General features: G+C 72.3%; 13 protein-coding genes and 1 pseudogene. 8 read left to right on the forward strand and 6 right to left on the reverse strand.

Going from position 1 to position 16,150, the window contains the following annotated elements; translation table 11 throughout:
* The first annotated feature begins 72 nt into the window (after positions 1–72).
* The 3 genes from EP757_RS02185 (at position 73) to EP757_RS02195 (ending at position 2,608) form a co-directional block, all read left to right on the forward strand.
* A complete protein-coding gene (locus EP757_RS02185) occupies positions 73–1,188 on the forward strand; it encodes a PP2C family protein-serine/threonine phosphatase (RefSeq protein ID WP_127554044.1) in 1,116 nt (371 codons plus the stop codon).
* A gap of 76 nt (positions 1,189–1,264) precedes the next feature.
* A complete protein-coding gene (locus EP757_RS02190; RefSeq protein WP_127542536.1) occupies positions 1,265–1,726 on the forward strand; it encodes a MarR family winged helix-turn-helix transcriptional regulator in 462 nt (153 codons plus the stop codon).
* A gap of 9 nt (positions 1,727–1,735) precedes the next feature.
* Positions 1,736–2,608, forward strand: coding sequence for an LLM class flavin-dependent oxidoreductase (locus EP757_RS02195; protein WP_127542537.1), 873 nt, complete (start codon positions 1,736–1,738; stop codon positions 2,606–2,608).
* A gap of 124 nt (positions 2,609–2,732) precedes the next feature.
* On the opposite strand, the gene EP757_RS02200 is transcribed toward EP757_RS02195, so the two are convergent.
* Positions 2,733–3,083, reverse strand: coding sequence for an Lsr2 family protein (locus EP757_RS02200; RefSeq protein WP_127542538.1), 351 nt, complete (start codon positions 3,081–3,083; stop codon positions 2,733–2,735).
* Positions 3,084–3,272: 189 nt separating this feature from the next.
* Between EP757_RS02200 and EP757_RS02205 the strand changes: the two genes are divergently transcribed.
* Both EP757_RS02205 and EP757_RS02210 read left to right on the forward strand, forming a co-directional pair.
* On the forward strand, positions 3,273–3,704 hold the full coding sequence (locus EP757_RS02205) for a hypothetical protein (protein WP_127542539.1): 432 nt from the start codon (positions 3,273–3,275) through the stop codon (positions 3,702–3,704).
* Positions 3,695–4,921, forward strand: a complete 1,227-nt coding sequence (locus EP757_RS02210) for a D-alanyl-D-alanine carboxypeptidase family protein (protein WP_127542540.1) — start codon at positions 3,695–3,697, stop codon at positions 4,919–4,921. Before EP757_RS02205 ends, EP757_RS02210 begins: the two co-directional genes overlap by 10 nt.
* Positions 4,922–4,940: 19 nt before the next feature.
* On the opposite strand, the gene EP757_RS02215 is transcribed toward EP757_RS02210, so the two are convergent.
* Positions 4,941–5,441 (reverse strand): DUF456 domain-containing protein, encoded by a 501-nt coding sequence (locus EP757_RS02215; RefSeq protein ID WP_127542541.1) that lies wholly within the window; start codon positions 5,439–5,441, stop codon positions 4,941–4,943.
* 191 nt (positions 5,442–5,632) lie between these two features.
* Here EP757_RS02215 and EP757_RS02220 point away from each other — a divergent pair, with 191 nt between their 5' ends.
* Entirely contained in the window at positions 5,633–6,544 is a 912-nt protein-coding gene (locus tag EP757_RS02220) for a sigma-70 family RNA polymerase sigma factor (RefSeq protein ID WP_127542542.1), read from the forward strand.
* A 43-nt stretch (positions 6,545–6,587) separates the two neighbouring features.
* Here the strand turns inward: EP757_RS02220 and EP757_RS02225 are convergent, their stop codons facing one another.
* On the reverse strand, positions 6,588–8,906 hold the full coding sequence (locus EP757_RS02225; RefSeq protein ID WP_127542543.1) for an AAA family ATPase: 2,319 nt from the start codon (positions 8,904–8,906) through the stop codon (positions 6,588–6,590).
* Between the two features lie 162 nt (positions 8,907–9,068).
* Between EP757_RS02225 and EP757_RS02230 the strand changes: the two genes are divergently transcribed.
* Positions 9,069–9,587 (forward strand): hypothetical protein, encoded by a 519-nt coding sequence (locus EP757_RS02230; protein ID WP_127542544.1) that lies wholly within the window; start codon positions 9,069–9,071, stop codon positions 9,585–9,587.
* A 55-nt stretch (positions 9,588–9,642) separates the two neighbouring features.
* On the opposite strand, the gene EP757_RS02235 is transcribed toward EP757_RS02230, so the two are convergent.
* The gene (locus EP757_RS02235; protein ID WP_127542545.1) at positions 9,643–10,500 is read right to left on the reverse strand and encodes a sigma-70 family RNA polymerase sigma factor; all 858 of its coding nucleotides are present in this window, start codon (positions 10,498–10,500) and stop codon (positions 9,643–9,645) included.
* 246 nt (positions 10,501–10,746) lie between these two features.
* Between EP757_RS02235 and EP757_RS02240 the strand changes: the two are divergent.
* Positions 10,747–12,126, forward strand: a pseudogene (locus tag EP757_RS02240) (DEAD/DEAH box helicase); the annotation flags it as partial.
* A gap of 387 nt (positions 12,127–12,513) precedes the next feature.
* Here EP757_RS02240 and EP757_RS02245 read toward each other — a convergent pair.
* Together EP757_RS02245 and EP757_RS44570 are read right to left on the reverse strand one after the other, a co-directional pair.
* Complete coding sequence (locus EP757_RS02245) at positions 12,514–13,065, reverse strand: YceI family protein (RefSeq protein ID WP_127542547.1); 552 nt, start codon at positions 13,063–13,065, stop codon at positions 12,514–12,516.
* Between the two features lie 35 nt (positions 13,066–13,100).
* Positions 13,101–16,115 carry a LuxR C-terminal-related transcriptional regulator gene (locus tag EP757_RS44570; RefSeq protein ID WP_127542548.1) on the reverse strand — a complete coding sequence of 1,005 codons (3,015 nt, stop codon included), beginning with the start codon at positions 16,113–16,115 and terminating at the stop codon, positions 13,101–13,103.
* Between the last annotated feature and the right edge of the window lie 35 nt (positions 16,116–16,150).

Below are 16,150 nucleotides of genomic sequence, written 5' to 3' on the forward strand. Positions count from 1 at the left end.
ATTTTTGCTTGCCGTATAACAAATAACCGTCGCCTGGAGAGGAGTGTGGAGTTGTCCGATCAACCGGTACCCATGGGTGTCCTGCTGCGTGCCGCGCCACCCGACCGGCTCCCCGAGACGGCAGCCGAGCATCTACGCCGCCACTTCGGCGCTGACGCGATCGAGATGTTCCTCGCGGATCTGAACCTGACCGGCCTCTGCCCGCTGATCGGCAGCTCCGGCCCGGAACCCGCCGCCCTGCGCTGTCTCGGCAGCCAGCAGACCGCCATCGGTCCCGCAGCCGACGGCGCGGTACGGATGCACCTGCCCCTGAACAGCTGGGGCGAGCGGCTCGGGGTGCTCCGCCTCGAACTGCCCGCCCGGCCCGAACCGGAGCTCGCCGAGCAGCTGCACGCCATCGCCGACGAGCTGGCCGTGGCGCTGCGGGCCGCCGACACGTGCACCGACCGCTACCGCCGGGCGCAGCGCCGGGCCCGCCTCACCATGGCCGCCGAGCTGCAGTGGGAGCTGCTTCCCGGGCGGTCGCTCGGCGACGAGCGGTTCCTGGTGGCCGGGCAGATGGAGCCGGCGTACGACGTGCGCGGCGACCACTTCGACTGGGCGCTCGACGGCGACCGGCTCACCATCACCGTGCTCAACGGGTTCGGTGACGGCATGGAGGCCGCGCTGCTCACCACCGTCGCCGTGAACGCCATGCGCAACGCCCGCCGCTGCGGCGCCGACATCGTCGAGCAGGCCGAGCTGGCCTCGGACGCGGTGCACGCCCGCCGGGCCGGTGCCGCGCACGTCTCCACCCTGCTGCTCGAGGTCGACCTCGTCGGCGGGCACGTGGCGGCGGTGGACGCCGGGTCGCCCCGCTGCATGATCGCCCGCAACGGTGAGGTCGAACCGGTGAACCTGGAGCAGCAGCTGCCGTTCGGGATGTTCCCGGAGGCGCACTACGAGATCCAGCGATTCCGCCTCGAACCCGGCGACCGGATGCTCGTGGTCAGCGACGGCGTGCACGCGGCGGTCCCCGGCGGGCGCGCGGCGTTCGGGGAGTCCGCGCTGCTCAGTGCGATTCGCGGGACACGGTTGCAGCCGGCCACCGAGGCAGTGGGTACCGTGATGAGGGGTCTGCGCGAGTACCATGCCGGTGCCGAACCGGAGGACGACGCCGTGACGGTCTGTCTCGACTGGCGGCGTTGACCCCGGTTCAAGCGGTGACACCCAGGGTACGGGTGCAGACTTACGTGTTCGCGACTCTGAAAATCCGGGGATCGGCATGGAACGCGCCACCGAGCTAGCCGCGGCCGTCGAGTCGTCGGCCGAGGCGCTCACGGCCGTGCTCGAAAGCGCCCGGCTGGCACAGAACCCCACTGTTCCGCCCGCTCAGCTGCGGGTGCTGACGATCGTGGCCGGCAACCGCCACACGAACATGAGCCGCCTGGCCGAGGCCCTCGACGTGGTCCCGTCCTCCGCCAGCCGGCTCTGCGACCGCCTCGAAGCGACAGGCCTGCTGCGCCGGGTCGCCGACCCTCGCGACCGCCGGGAGGTGCGCCTGCTGCTCACCCCGGCCGCCCGGCGGCTGCTCGCCGATCTGCGGGACCGGCGGCGGCAGGCCCTCGGCGACGTGCTCGACCGGATGCCGGCGGCCGCCCGGCAGGACCTGCTGAAGGCGTTACAGGCGTTCGAGGCGGCGGCCGTCCCGGAGGCCGAGTCGGGCGAGGGCCTGCGCACGGCCTAGGCTGGTCCGGTGCGTATCGGCATCGTGATTCTCCCTGATCAGCGTTGGTCCGAAGCTCGCGGGCGGTGGCAGCTCGCCGAGGAGTACGGCTTCGACCACGCCTGGACGTACGACCACCTCGGCTGGCGTGATCTCGTCGACGGTCCCTGGTTCGACGCGGTCCCGACGCTCACCGCCGCGGCCGCCGTGACCCGGCGGATCCGCCTGGGGACGTACGTGGCGTCGCCGAACTTCCGGCACCCGGTGCACTTCGCCCGGGAGTCGCTGGCCGTCGACGACATCTCCGGCGGCCGGCTGATCCTCGGCCTCGGCGCCGGTGGCATCGGCTTCGACTCGGCGGTGCTCGGCAACCCGGAGCTGACCCCGCGCGAGCGGGTGGACCGCTTCGCCGAGTTCCTCGAGCTGTTCGACACGATCCTGCGGAACCCGGCGACGTCCTGGTCCGGCTCCTACTATCGCGCGGTCGACGCCCGCAGCGTCCCCGGTCCGGTCCAGCAGCCGCGGCCGCCGTTCGTGGTCGCCGCCAACGGCCCGCGGGCGATGCGGCTCGCCGCGAAGTACGGCGACGGCTGGGTCACCACCGGCGACGCCTACCTGGATACGGCCGACGAGTGGTGGGCCTCGGTTCGCAGGATCCGGGACCGGTTCGACGAGACAGTGCAGCAGACCGGCCGCCGGCTCGACACTTATCTGAACCTCGACACGTCGCCGGTTTACTCATTGAGCAGCGTCGGCGCCTTTACCGATGCGGCCGGCCGGGCCCGGGAGCTGGGATTCACCGACGTGATCACGCATTGGCCGCGGGAGTCCAGTTGGTACGCGGGTGACGAGAAGGTGCTCGAAGCCGTCGCGGCCGAGCTTCCGAGCATCCGGCACAGCTGATTTTCAGCAACGACCTTTTCGAGCAGACCTTTCCGGGCACTTCAGGTCCAATTCGGACGCTGAGTGGGATTTCCCACGGATGCTGTGCCGGTGGCGCGCCCCGGCACAGCATCAACGAGGTGAATCAGCGGCCGTTCGCCGCCCGGTACGCGTTGCTAACCTCCTGCGGAATGCGGCCCCGCTCGGAGATTTTGTGCCCGTTCCGGATCGCCCACTCGCGGATCAAGCGGTTCTCATCGCGCGAACCGGCGGTGCGGGCCGGGGCGGCAGCCCGCGATCCGATCCGCCCGGTCGTGGTGCGACCCAGGCGCGTGCCCGCCGAGATGTACGGGTCGAGCGCCTTACGCAACTTTCCGGCATTGGCCTCGGAAAGGTCGATCGTGTAGCTGACGCCATCGAGACTGAACTCGACCGTGCGATCCGCCTTCTTGCCGTCCAGATCGTCGATCAGGGTGGTGATTACCTGCCGCGCCATAACGACTCCCGAGAGAAATTAATCAACCGCGCCCAGTCTCGCTCGCGAGCGGCACACGGCGCAACTCCCCACCGCGATCCGGCAATTCCTTCTCCACTTCTTTACCGAATAGCGTCCCGGTAATAGCGCCGAATCGGCGAGAAAGCCCGGGTTGACCCGGGCCCCGGCTCTCGCGTTAGGGTCTGCCCCATGCGGGACGAGCAGGCCGCCTGGCGGGAGCAGCAGAGGCTGGCCGTTGCCGGTCGCGCGGCCGCCCTGGAGGCGGACCGCACGGCGGAGGCACGGCAGGCCGCCGCGTTGCTCGACGGCTTCGTGCGGCAGGCCGCGGAGCGCGGTCTCGATCCACATTCGCTGACCGCCCGAACTCTGGACGGCCGATCCACGTACAAGACCAACATGCGTGGTTGGTATCTCCGGTCGGATCGCTCCATCGCCGTCGGCGAGGACGGGGAGTACTACATTCTCACCGTCCCGGCGTCGCTGCGGGCCCGGTTCACCGGCGCTGATCTGTCGCCCAGCCGGCCCCGGCTCATCGTCGGCGCGGGTGGCGGCGACGGGCAGCCGATCCCGTTGAAGGAACTACTCGATCGACGTCTGGAGGCGGGGACCCGTTGGCCGTGAAGATCGTTGCGGCCTTGAGCGCCACCCTGCTTCTCGTCACCGGTGTCCCGGCGTCCGCCGCTGCCCGGGCGGAGATCCCCTGTCCCAAGCCGAAGATCGCCAAGCCGAGCGCTCCACCCCGGCCGACCCCGCCGGAGGAGAACGCCGAGCAGATGGCGGTCGGCGGCGAGGACCTGGCCACGCACGGCCTGATCGTCCCGGACGGCGCGAAGAGCCCGCCGGCGGTCACCGCCACCACCTGGATGGTCGCCGACCTGGACACCGGGGAGGTGCTCGGCGCTTGCGGGCCGCACGTGCACCAGACGCCGGCCAGCGTGCAGAAGATCCTGCTGGCCGCCACCGCCATCGGTTCGCTGGACCCCGACAAGCAGGTCACCGTCGTTCGCAGTGATCTCGACATCGAGCCGGGCAGCTCGGCGGTGGGTCTGGTGGTCGGCGGCAAGTACCCGATCTCGACGCTCTGGCTGGGGCTGCTGCTCAACTCCGGCAACGACGCCGCGAACGCGCTCGCCCGGATGGCCGGTGGCGGAGGCGCGGACGGCGTCAAGAAGACCGTGAACGGGATGAACGAGCTGGCCGCGTCGCTCGGTGCGTACCAGACGCACGCGGTCACCCCGTCCGGGCTGGACGGCAAGGGGCAGTTCACCAGCGCGTACGACCTGGCGCTGATCGCCCGGGTGTGCTTCGCCAACGGTGACTTCCGGAAGTACGTGCTGACCCGGTCCGCGCAGATGCCGGCGCAGAAGAAGCCGAAGGCCTCCGGTTTCCAGTTCCAGAACGAGAACAAGCTGATCTACAACTACGAAGGCGCGCTCGGCGGCAAGACCGGGTTCACGACGCTCGCCCGGCACAGCTACGTCGGCGCCGCCGAACGGGGCGGCCGGCGGCTGGTCGTCACCCTGCTCGGGGCGGAGGCCCGGCCGCAGCGGGGCTGGGAGCAGGGCGCCGCGCTGCTGGACTGGGGTTTCGCGCAGCCCGCGGGTTCGTCGGTCGGCAGCCTGGTGACGCCGGAAGAGGTGGCCGCGTCCGCGAAGGCGCCGGAGACGGAGGCCGAAGCGGCGCCGGTGACCGACGAGACGGTGCCGACCGCGCAGACCGGTTCGCCGCGCGGGCTGTCGGTGGCCGCCGCCCTGTCGGTGGCGGTGCTGCTGGCGCTGGCCCCGCTGCTGCTCCTCCTCACCCAGCGCCGCAAACGCCGCCTGGCCCAGCGCCGCTGACCTCCGGCGGCGCGTGAGCTCACGCGAGGAAGAGGCCGCCCACCCACAGGATGGCGATCGCGAGCGCCGACGCCAGCTCGACCAGCAGCGACAGACCGACGGCCGCGATCGCCGAGCGGGTGGAGGGCCAGGCACGGTCGGCGCCCAGGCGGTTCACCTCGACCAGCCAGATGCCCAGCACGAAACCGAGGACCAGGCCGACGACCGGCACCACGAAGAAGCCGATCAGGCCGAGGACGCCACCGGCCAGCAGAGCCGAGTTCGGGACGCCGGTGGTCTTCAGCTTCTTCCCCGGCCACAGGAACTTGATCACCAGGCCGCCCACGGCGATCAGCGTGACCACGGCGAACACCGCCCAGCGCACGCCGGCGCTGCCGCCGCCGAGCAGGGCCCAGAGCAGCACGCCGGACCAGCTCATCAGCAGGCCGGGCAGCATCGGCAGCAGCACGCCGATCGCGCCGAGAGCGATCAGCAAGCCGGAGATGAGGGTGATGGCCGAACTCGTGTCGCTCAGGTTCATGCGGCACAGGGTAGAACCCTCAAGCCGCCCCAGCCGCCGCCGATAGCTGGACAACGCCGCGGCAGGCCGCGCAGGAAAAAGCCGGAACAACCGGTACGCAACCGTGAGTGACCCGGTGATGCACCCTGCGCTCGCGAATCTTTCTCCTGTCAGCCGGTGCCGCAAGGCGCCGACACACAGGGGGAGACGACATGACCAGCAACGTTGCGATCGCTGCCGACCTTGCCGCCACCACCACCGCGGTCCTCACCGCGAAGGAGCAGGAAGAGCTCATCCGCACCCACATGCCGCTCGTCGGCCACCTGGTGCGCGACATGCTCAGCCGGATCCCGAACCACATCCACCGCGACGACCTGACCAGCGCCGGCCTGCACGCCCTGGTCACCGCGGCCCGCAGCTGGGACCCGGAGCGCGGCGTCCCGTTCAACCGCTTCGCCGGCACCCGGATCCGCGGCGCGCTCCTCGACGAGCTGCGCTCGCTGGACTGGGCGACCCGCTCGGTGCGGTCGAAGGCCCGCAACACCGAGACCACCCGCCAGGAGCTCGCCACCACGCTGGGCCGTACGCCCACCGCGGAGGAGCTGGCCCAGGCGCTCGGCACCACCACGACCGACCTGCACCAGACCGACACCGACGTGCAGCGCGCCACCGTTCTCTCGTTGCAGGGCTTCACCACCAGCTCCGCCGACGACCTGGTCACCGAGCGTGCCCCGGGCCCGGAGGAGATGCTGCTGCGCCGCGAGCAGATCGGTTACCTGCACCACGCGATCGCCTCGCTGCCGGAGCGTCTGCAGACCGTCGTCACCGAGTACTTCCTGCGGGAGCGCCCGATGGCCGACATCGCCGACGACCTCGGCGTCACCGAGTCGCGGGTCTCGCAGCTGCGCGCCGAGGCTCTGTCCCTGCTCAAGGACGGCCTCAACACCCACCTCAACCCCGACATGGCGCCGGTTCCGGACAACCCGGAGAGCATCGTCGCCCGCCGCCGCGCCACCTACTACGCCAACATCGGCAACAACACCAGCCTGCGCAGCCGTCTCGCCATGACCAACGCGCACGGCCACACCAAGGTCGGCCGCGGTCTGGCCCCGGCTGCCGCTTGACGACTTGATGGGAAGGGGCTCGGCTCACGCCGAGCCCCTTCTGTCATGCCAGGCTGGAGAGCACGCCCGGCAGGTCGCCCGTGTAGAGGATGCCGAGCCGCCGGGTGGCCCGGGTCACCGCCACGTAGAGATCGGAGAGGCCCCGCGGGGACTCCGCGATGATGGCGCCCGGCTCGATCACCAGCACCGAGTCGAACTCCAGGCCCTTCGCCTGCCGGACCGTCATCAGCACCACGTGGTTGAGCAGATCGGGCTGCTCCCCCACGGCCGCGCCCGGGATCGCCGCGACCAGTGCCTCGCCGAGCGACGACTCGAGCGACTCGGGCACCAGGACACCGAGACGGCCCTCCTCGATGAGGGCGGCTTCCTTCCGTACGTCGGCGATCAGCTCCTCGGCGAGGGTGAGCTGCGGCACCCGGCGCGCCCACGGCGTCACGCCGGCCGACCGCACCGACCGGGGCGGCCGCAGGGCCGGGTCGACGGCCGCGAGCACGTCGGCAGCCACCGCCATCACCTCGGCCGGCGTCCGGTAGTTGACGGAGAGCTCGACCAGCCGCCAGCGCTGCGCGACATAGGGCTCGAAGACCTGCTCCCAGCCGGTGGTGCCGGCCAGCTCGGAGGTCTGCGCCACGTCGCCGACCACCGTCATCGACCGGCTCGGGCAGCGGCGCATCAGCAGACGCCAGGCCATCGGCGACAGCTCCTGCGCCTCGTCGACGATCACGTGACCGAAGACCCATGTCCGGTCGGCGGCCGCACGCTCGGCGGCGGTCCGCGTGTCGATCACCTCGTGCCGCTCGACGAACGCGCTCGCGTCGACCACATCGAGCGCGGACAGCACCTCGTCACGGTCGGTGCCCTCGTCCTCGAAGTCGAGCGACCGGGAACCCTCGACGATCTCCAGAACACCCTCGGCGTACTCGATCGCCGCCTTGCGCTGACGCTGCTGCTCGCGGACCTTCAGCGTGTCGTCGATGCCGAGCAGCTCGGCGAGCTCGTCCAGCAGCGGCACGTCGGCGGGCGTCCAGCCGGCGTCCCGGTCGCGCAACAGCAGCGCCCGCTCCTCGGGGGTGCAGCCGGCCGACTCCAGCCGATCGTCGTCGGAAAGCAGGTCGCGCAGCACCTGGCGCGGGGTCAGCACCGGCCAGAAGTCGAAGAGCGCCTGCTGCACGTCGATGTCCTCGCGCAGCTCACGGCGGGTCTCGGCGAGATCGGCGTCGGAGAGCAGATTGTCGCCGCCGAGCGGGTCGGCGCCGATCCGCTCGGCGATCTGCAGCGACAGCGCGTGGATCGCCTCGGTCACGAAGAGCTGCCGGGCCACGTTGTGCGGGCGGCCGGAGCGGCGGGCCACGGCCCGGGCCTCCTCGAGGACGGCCCGCTCGATGCGGATCGGGTAGCCGTCGTGGTCGACCTCGACGAACTCGTCCGGCACGGTCTGCCGGTCGGCCACCGCGTTCTCCAGGACGTCGAGCATGTGCAGCGTGCCCTTGAGCGCGGCGGCGGCCGGCTTCTCCACCGCCCGGGCCCGCACACCGGGGAACATGTCGCCGAGCGTGGCGAGCAGCACACCGGTCTCGGCCAGCGACGGCAGCACCTGCGAGATGTAGCGCAGGAACGTCGTGTTCGGCCCGAGGATCAGCACGCCGGACCGGGTCAGCTGCTCCCGGTAGGTGTAGAGCAGGTAGGCCGCCCGGTGCAGCGCCACCGCGGTCTTGCCGGTGCCGGGGCCGCCCTGCACCACGAGCACGCCGGGCAGACCGGAACGGATCACCTCGTCCTGCTCGGCCTGGATGGTCTCGACGATGTCGCGCATCCGGCCGGTGCGGTTCGCGGTGAGCGCGGAGAGCAGCGCGGCCTCGCCGGTCACGTCCTCCCGGCCGGTGCCGTCGCCGGCCTCGATGTCGAGCACCTCATCGTCGACACCGGTCAGCACCCGGCCCCGGGTCCGCAGGTGACGGCGGCGGGTCACGCCGTCCGGGCTGACCGCCGTCGCGAGGTAGAACGGCCGGGCCGCGGGCGCCCGCCAGTCGACGAGCAGCGGATCCTGATCACGGTCCTCCGCGAAAAGGCCGAGACGGCCGATATAACGCGGGTTGTCCGCATGAAAGTCGAGCCGGCCGAAACAAAGGCCGTTCTCCACCGAATTGAACTGTGCGAGTTGCTCGGCGTAATGGCTGCGGGTCGCTTCCCGCTGCGCCCGTCCCTGCGGAGTGCCACCGGCCTCCAGCAGGATCGCGCGCAGCCGGCTGTCTGCCTGCTCACGCAGTTGATCCAGTCGCCCGTAGAGCGCGGTCAAGTACGCCTGTTCAAAATCGATCTCGGCGTCCGAGCTTGACAAAGTCGCCCCTTTTCGTGCTATCATTCCGGCGCTGGCAACCAATTCATTGGTTGCCTTTTTGCTTATATCGGCAAACGACCAGACTAGCCGATCCGCCGGGGGTTACGGGCGGGGGCGCTTCTGTCCGCAATCCGTCATCGACACGCCGGGGCGTCACGTCCGGCACGCGGGCTCCATTAACGGGTCATGGACTACAACCACCCGTTCACCCGCTTCGCCGCACTGACCCTCACCGCGGTCGCCGCCCTCGGCGTCACCTCCGCCTGCTCCTCCGACTCCGACGACGAAGCCGCCGGCAACGCCGCGGCCGCCGCCGCGAGCGGCCCCGAGCCGAAGACCGTCGACGGCGCGAAGGCAGCGGCACAGACCGTGTTCGACCGGTTCAGCGGCGGGGACTTCGCCGGCGCGTGGGAGCTCTACACCAGCGCCGGCAAGCAGGCGATCAGCAAGGACGACTACATCAAGCTGAACGAGGCCTGCTCCCGCAAGGGCCTCGCGATCCAGCTGACCAGCGCCCGCATGGAGGGCACCGACAAGGCCATCGTGATCGCGAAGCAGCTCGTAGCGGCGCAGTCCTACACGATGGTCTACGAGTCCGACGCCTGGAAGCTGGAGCCCGCCAAGGAGGGCCTCGCCCTCTACAAGCTGGGCGCCGCGAAGGCGATCGCCGCCCAGAAGAAGGCCGGGACCTGCGCGAACGCGTGAGATTTAGCTCGGGGCCCGCCGCGAATCGCGGCGGGCCCCGTCGTACCTCTGCTGTCTATGCGGCACTGCCGACCGGCAGGCCCTCCGGACTCGTCATCTCCAGCCGGGTCCGCAGCGTGCCGCGTGTGGCGATCTTGTCGTAGTAGGCCGCCCGGCGCCGGGCCACACAGCCCTCCTTCAGCGGGTTCTGCGCCGCCAGCCCCGGCTCCAGGTGCGTGTTCAGCCCGTCGCGCAGCAGCACCAGCGCCTCCGCCCGCAGCTGTGACACGCGCGACTCGCTGACGCCCAGCTCGGCGGCGATCTGCGCCATCGGCCGCTCCTCGAAGAAGTAGCCGCGCACCACCACGCGCAGCCGCTCCGGCAGCACCTCCACGGCGTCGCGCAGGTAGCCGAGCCGCTCCCGGCGCAGCAGCAGATCCTCCGGGCCGGCGCCCGGCTCGGTGACGATGTCGTCGGCCGTCGCCGTGGCGAAGCCCTGCAGGCTGAAGACGGTCGCCCGGGCCACGTCGTCCTGGGCGGCCTCGATGTCCTCGACCGTGCAGCCGAGCCGCTCCGCCACCTCCTGCACGGTGGGCGTCCGGCCCAGCTCGGCCATCAGCTCCTCCTTCGCCGAGTCGGTACGCCGGGCCCGCTGCCGCACCGAGCGGCTGGCCCAGTCGAGACCGCGCAGCTCGTCCACCAGGGCGCCACGGATCCGGGTCGCCGCGAACCGGGGGAACGGCACGCCTCGCTCGGGGTCGAAGCCACGGGCCGCCGCCACCAGGGCCGCGTATCCGGCGGAGAGCAGGTCGTCGCGGTTCACGTGCGAAGGGACCCGGGTCAGCATCTCCCGGACCAGATGCCCGACGAGGGGCATGTTCTTCCGCACGATGTCTTCGCCACGCCTCTCCGTAGCGGGTGCCTCACCGGTCATCAGGGTCTCCTCGTTCGCAGGCCGGGCGGGGTATTCCGGCACTGAGGAGAAAGATCGGGCCTGTTGAGTGCGACGCGGTTCGCCGTCGGGTGCGAACCGGTTGCGGACCGTGCCCGGTACAATGATCGGAAGCGGCCTGCCGACTTTTCCCAGGCCGCCCTCGGATCGACCGCCACGTGCCGCGGCCGGTAAGACGGCGCAGCGCCGGGCTGGACGACCCTCGACGACGTTGGAGTTCATCACTTCATGACCACCTTCACCGAGCTCGGCGTGCCCGCCGCCCTCGACACGGCGCTCACCGGGCTCGGCATCACCACGCCATTCCCGATCCAGACCGCCACCCTGCCCGACACCCTGGCCGGGCGTGATGTTCTGGGCCGCGGCCGTACCGGCTCCGGCAAGACGTACGCGTTCGTCATCCCCGTGGTGGCTCGCCTCGCCGCATCCGGCCGGAAGCCCCGCGCCGGCCGCCCCCGCGCGCTGATCCTCGCGCCCACCCGGGAGCTCGCCACCCAGATCGAGGCCACGCTGCGGCCCCTCGCCGACGCCGCGGGCCTGCGTACCCTCGTGGTCTTCGGCGGTGTCGGCGCCAACCCGCAGATCAAGGCGCTGAAGGCCGGCGTCGACGTGCTGGTGGCCTGCCCGGGCCGGCTCGACGACCACATCCGCAACGGGCACGCCGCTCTGGACGATGTGGAGATCACCGTCCTGGACGAGGCCGACCACATGGCCGACCTCGGATTCCTCCCGGTCGTCCGCCGCCTGCTGTCCCAGACCCCGTCCGGCGGGCAGCGCCTGCTCTTCTCCGCCACTCTGGACAACGGCGTCGACGTGCTGGTCCAGCGGTTCATGCGGTCGCCGGTCACGCACGCCGTGGACGCGGCCGCCCAGGCCCCGGTCGAGATGGACCACCACGTGCTGCACGTCCAGCACGACGACCGGTTCGGCGTCCTCGTCGAACTGCTCGCCGCGCCCGGCCGCTCGGTCGTCTTCACCCGTACCAAGCGGCGCGCCAAGGTCCTCACCCGCCAGCTCAACGCCGCCGGCGTGCCCGCCGTCGAGCTGCACGGCAACCTCGCGCAGAACGCCCGCAACCGCAACCTGTCGGCCTTCTCCGACGGCACCGCGGAGACCCTGGTCGCCACCGACATCGCGGCCCGCGGCATCCACGTCGACGACGTCACGCTCGTCGTGCACGCCGACCCGCCGGTCGAGCACAAGGCGTACTTGCACCGCTCCGGCCGTACCGCCCGGGCCGGCGCCCGCGGCACCGTCATCACGCTGATGACCGACGATCAGCAGGCCGACGTACGCGACCTCGCCCGTAAGGCCGGCATCCGCCCGGTCACCCACCGCACCCGGCCCGGCGACGTCCTGCTCGCGAAGCTGGCGCCCGGCGAGCGCACCTTCCACTCCCCCGCGTCGATCACCGCTGCTCTGGCGCAGTCGGCTGCCACGACGGCGCCCGCCGGTCCGGCAACGGGTTCGCCGGAGGACGACGCGGCCGGTGGTCCCTCGCGTCGCCGCCGGGGTGGGCGGGGACGCCGCCCGGCCACCGCCGCCGCCAGCCGTCCCGCCTCCGGCGCCGCGGCGGGCCGCTCGGCCTCCGGCGGAGTGGCTTCCGGCACCTCGGGCGCCGGTCGCCCGGCGGGTGGCTCGCAGTCGTCAGCCGGCCGGGGTGGTGACGGCGGCGGATCCGGTCAGGGCCGGCCGTCGCGCCGGACCTCGGCGGGCGGGCGCTCGCAGGACGGCGGTTCCGGTTCCGGTTCCGGGAAGGGCCGTTCCGGCCAGTCGCGCAACGCGGGTCAGACCGCCGGCGCCGGCGCCGGGCAGGCTCGGGGTGCGGGTTCGTCGCGCGGTTCCGCCGCACGATCCGGTACGCCGCAGCAGCGCCCGGCCTCCACCACCGGAGGAGCGGCCGCCTTCTCGGCGCGGTCCAACCCGCGCCGCGCCGCACGCTGATCCAGCTCCGGCGTGCGGCCGCCTCAAGCCGGCTGTACGCCGGAGCTGAACTCACCCGGCCCAGATCTCGGAGCCCCGCTCCGCCATCGACCGCACCGGCACCGCGTGGATCTCCAGCCGCACCTCGACGTTCCGCGCGATGATCCCGCGCCCAGCCCGCACCCCCGCCGCCATCCGGTCGACGACACCGGCGGCGACCATCCGGTAGCCGTCGTCGGCCACCTCGGCCGGCGACAGGTCGAGCACCACCTCGCAGGAGCCGCCGCGTACCGCGAGCACCCCGGCCAGCTGCCATCCGCCGGGACCGCGCCGGCAGCGGGTGCTCCGGAAACCGATCTCCGGATGCGCGGCCACGTCGAGGAACCGCCGGCCGCGGATGTCCCGGTCCCGCCGCGGATCGTCGGAGGTGAAGCTGGCCGCGTCCAGCTCGGCCGAGGCGATCGACTGTTCCGGGAGTGCGGCGACGGTCACGGTCCCGCCGGTCAGGGCCATCGTCGCGGTCACCGGCTTCAGCCCGAACGCGTGCGTGGCGACCAGGCGGCAGACGGACCGCCGCGGGTCGATGCGATAGGTTCCGGCGCTGATCTCAACAGAAGTGTCCATGCACCGAAGGCTGCCCGTCGCCGGGCCCGCGACCATCAGTGCTGGTACTGATTTCCGCCACTCAATCGTGCGGTCAGCTGCACCCGGTTGGTGACACCGAGTTTGGCGAGCGCGTTGCGTACGTGCGTCTCCACGGTCCGCTCCGAGATGTGCAACCGCCCGGCGATCTCCCGGTTGGCCAGGCCGGCCGCGGCGAGCCGGGCGATCTCACGTTCCCGGCCGGTCAGCTCGTCGCGGCACAGCGCGGCGGCGGCCTCGGCGATCGCGGTCAGCCCGAGCCGGCGGGCGGTGGCGAGGGCCGAGGCGGCGAGATCACGGGAACGGCGGCCGTCACCGGCATGGACCGCGTAGCTCAGCTGCGCCTGGCACACGAACGCCACCGCGCCGATCCGCTCCTCCCGCTCGACGGCCGAGGCCAGGAGCGGCGCGGCCTCCGGCAGCCCGAGCGCTGCCGCCATCACGCCGAGCGGGCGGTCGACCGAGCCGTGGCACGCGGTCATCGTGTTGAGATAGCGGCCGGCCAGCGGCGACGCCCGCGCGTACACCCTCTCGGCGAGGTCCAGCTGCCCCAGCCAGACCGCCAGCTCCCCGGTGCTGACCAGCACGAATCCGCGTCTGCTGTCCGGTGGCAGCCCGGGCAGCATGTCCCGCAGGATGTGGCACGCGGAACCGGCGATGTCCCGGTCGCCGCCGAGCATGGCGAGCCGGCCGATCTGCGCCACCGCGATCGGCTCGGATCCGAACGCCGCGAGTGCCGCCGCCAGCCCGCCCGGCCACTGCGGCACCCTCCCGGTGAAGGGCGCGAGGCAGGCGTGGAAGGCGGCGTGCAGCTCCCGCGCGGGCTGCTCCTCGAACGTCCCGGCGAGCTCCAGCGCCTGGTCGGCGATCTCCCCGGCGGCCACCGGGCGGCCGGCCAGCAGGAGCCGGGTCGCACGGGCGCGCATCAGATGCCAGCGGACGACCGGCCACCCGAGCCGATCGGCGAGGGCGGCCAGCGCGGCGGTGTCGGCGTCGTACCCGGTGAGATCCCCCACGGTGAGTTGCGCGTCGAGGCGCCACAGCCGGCCCCAGAGCTCGGCTTCGACACGGCTCCCCGCCGCGGCGAGATCGAGGCTGCGGCGAGCCAGGCCGAGCACCTCCTCGGCGTCCGCGGTCAGATCCAGCACCTCCCGCCGCGCATGCACCGCCGCCGCGATCGCGTCGAGGTCACCACTGGCCTCCGCAAGCTCCACAGCCCGCCCGCTCAGCGCCGCGGCACGCCCGTGCCCGCCCGTTTCCACCAGCAGGATCGCGTACTGCGCGAGCAGCCGTGCCGCCATTCCCCCTTCAAGATCAATTTCTCCTTGTACGCCGGCACCACCGTGGCAGCCACCGAACCCACCTCCGCCGACACCGTCCCCGGCACCGGAGTCGGAGCTCGGCGTGCCGTCGCGAGTGGCGAGCGCCAGCGCCCGTTCGCAGAGGCGGAGCAGGGCTGATGCGACGGGACCGCCGTATCCGCGTACGACCAGTGCGGCAGCGGCACCCAGATCGGGCCGCCGCTCGGCCTCGGCCACCGACAAGGCCGCGTCGCAGTCGGCGGCCGCCAGGGAGAGCCGCCCGTCCCGGGAGACGGCCTCGGCCCGGGCGAGACGCAGCCACGGATCGTCCCGGAAGAGGTCGAGCGCCTGAGTCAGCCAGGTGGCGGCCCCGTGATGGTCCAGCTGCCGGGTAGCGGCACGGGCCGCCGCCTCGCAGGCCTCCCGTGCCAGCCGCGCCGACTCCGCGTCCACCGCGGCCCGCACCCGGTGCCGTGCCGTCTCGTCAGCCCGAGCCCCGGACGACGCCAGCACGCCGGCGATCCGCCCGTGCGCCGCGATCCGGGCGGTCCGCGACAGCCCGGCATAGCGGGCCTCGCGCACCAGCTCGTGCACGAACCGCAGCCGAGCCGGATTCCACGGATCCTCCACCAGCACGCCCGCGTCGATGGCCTCCCCGATGCTCGCCTCGAAGCCGGTGACCGGTTGCGCGATCGTGGACAACAGGGTGAGGTCGACGTCCGGACCCAGGGCCGCCGCGAGACCCAGCAGCTCCTGAGCCGGCGGGGAGAGCGTCGCGAGGCGGCGGCCGACCAGGCGGAGCAGCCCGTCGGGCAGATCGACGCCGCCGGCCGGATGCCGCAGCCGATCACCGGCGGCCAGCAGCCGGGTCAGCTCGCGGGTGTAGAGCGGATTGCCACCACCGAGCCGATGCACCACAGCGGGCCAGGACGGATGCACCGGCGAGCCGGCCCGCTGCGCCAGATAGGTCCCGACCGTAGCCGCATCCCACGGCGTCAGGACGAACGTCTCGGCGCCGGGGAGTTCCCGATCGAGCGCCCGGGCGGTGGCGATCACCAGCAGCCTGGTGCCGGCGACCTCCCGGCAGACGAGCTCGAGCAACGCCAGCGAACCGGGATCCGCCCAGTGCAGATCTTCCAGCACGAGCACCAGCCCACCGTCCCGCTCGGCGGCGGCACTTCGCAGAGCCCGGAGCGCCCGCTGCATCACCCGGAACCGCACCACCGCCGGCCGCTCCGCCCCACCACCGCCACCGTCGCCATCACGGCCGCCACCACCACCGTCACGGCCGCCGCTATCACGGCCGCCACCGTCACGGCCGCCGCCATCACGGCCGCCGCCATCACGGCCGCCACCACCACCGTCACGGCCGCCGCTATCACGGCCGCCACCACCACCGTCACGGCCGCCGCCGCCTGGGCGGGGACCCGGATCGGGCGGGCCGGTGTCGAGCAGGGCCGGGGTCAGGGTGGGCAGGTAGGCGGGGGACGCTTCGAACAGGTGGAGCCAGGGCCAGAAGGCGGGAGCGCCCTCGTCCGGGTCGGCACGGCCGGTCAGGACCGTGGCGCCGGCTGCCCGGGCTCGCGCCACCGCTTCCTCGACCACCGCGGTCTTGCCGATGCCCGCCTCGCCGGTCAGCAGCGCGACCGCGCCCGCCCCGGCGGCGGCGTCGGCGCGCAGCCTGTCCAGGGCGACCACCTCGGCGACGCGGGCGACCAGCCTCGTACCCATGCGGGCATTCTGCTCCCCCGCTGCGACAAAACCGC

It is taken from the genome of Actinoplanes sp. OR16, from assembly GCF_004001265.1.
In the GTDB taxonomy this organism is placed as follows: domain Bacteria; phylum Actinomycetota; class Actinomycetes; order Mycobacteriales; family Micromonosporaceae; genus Actinoplanes.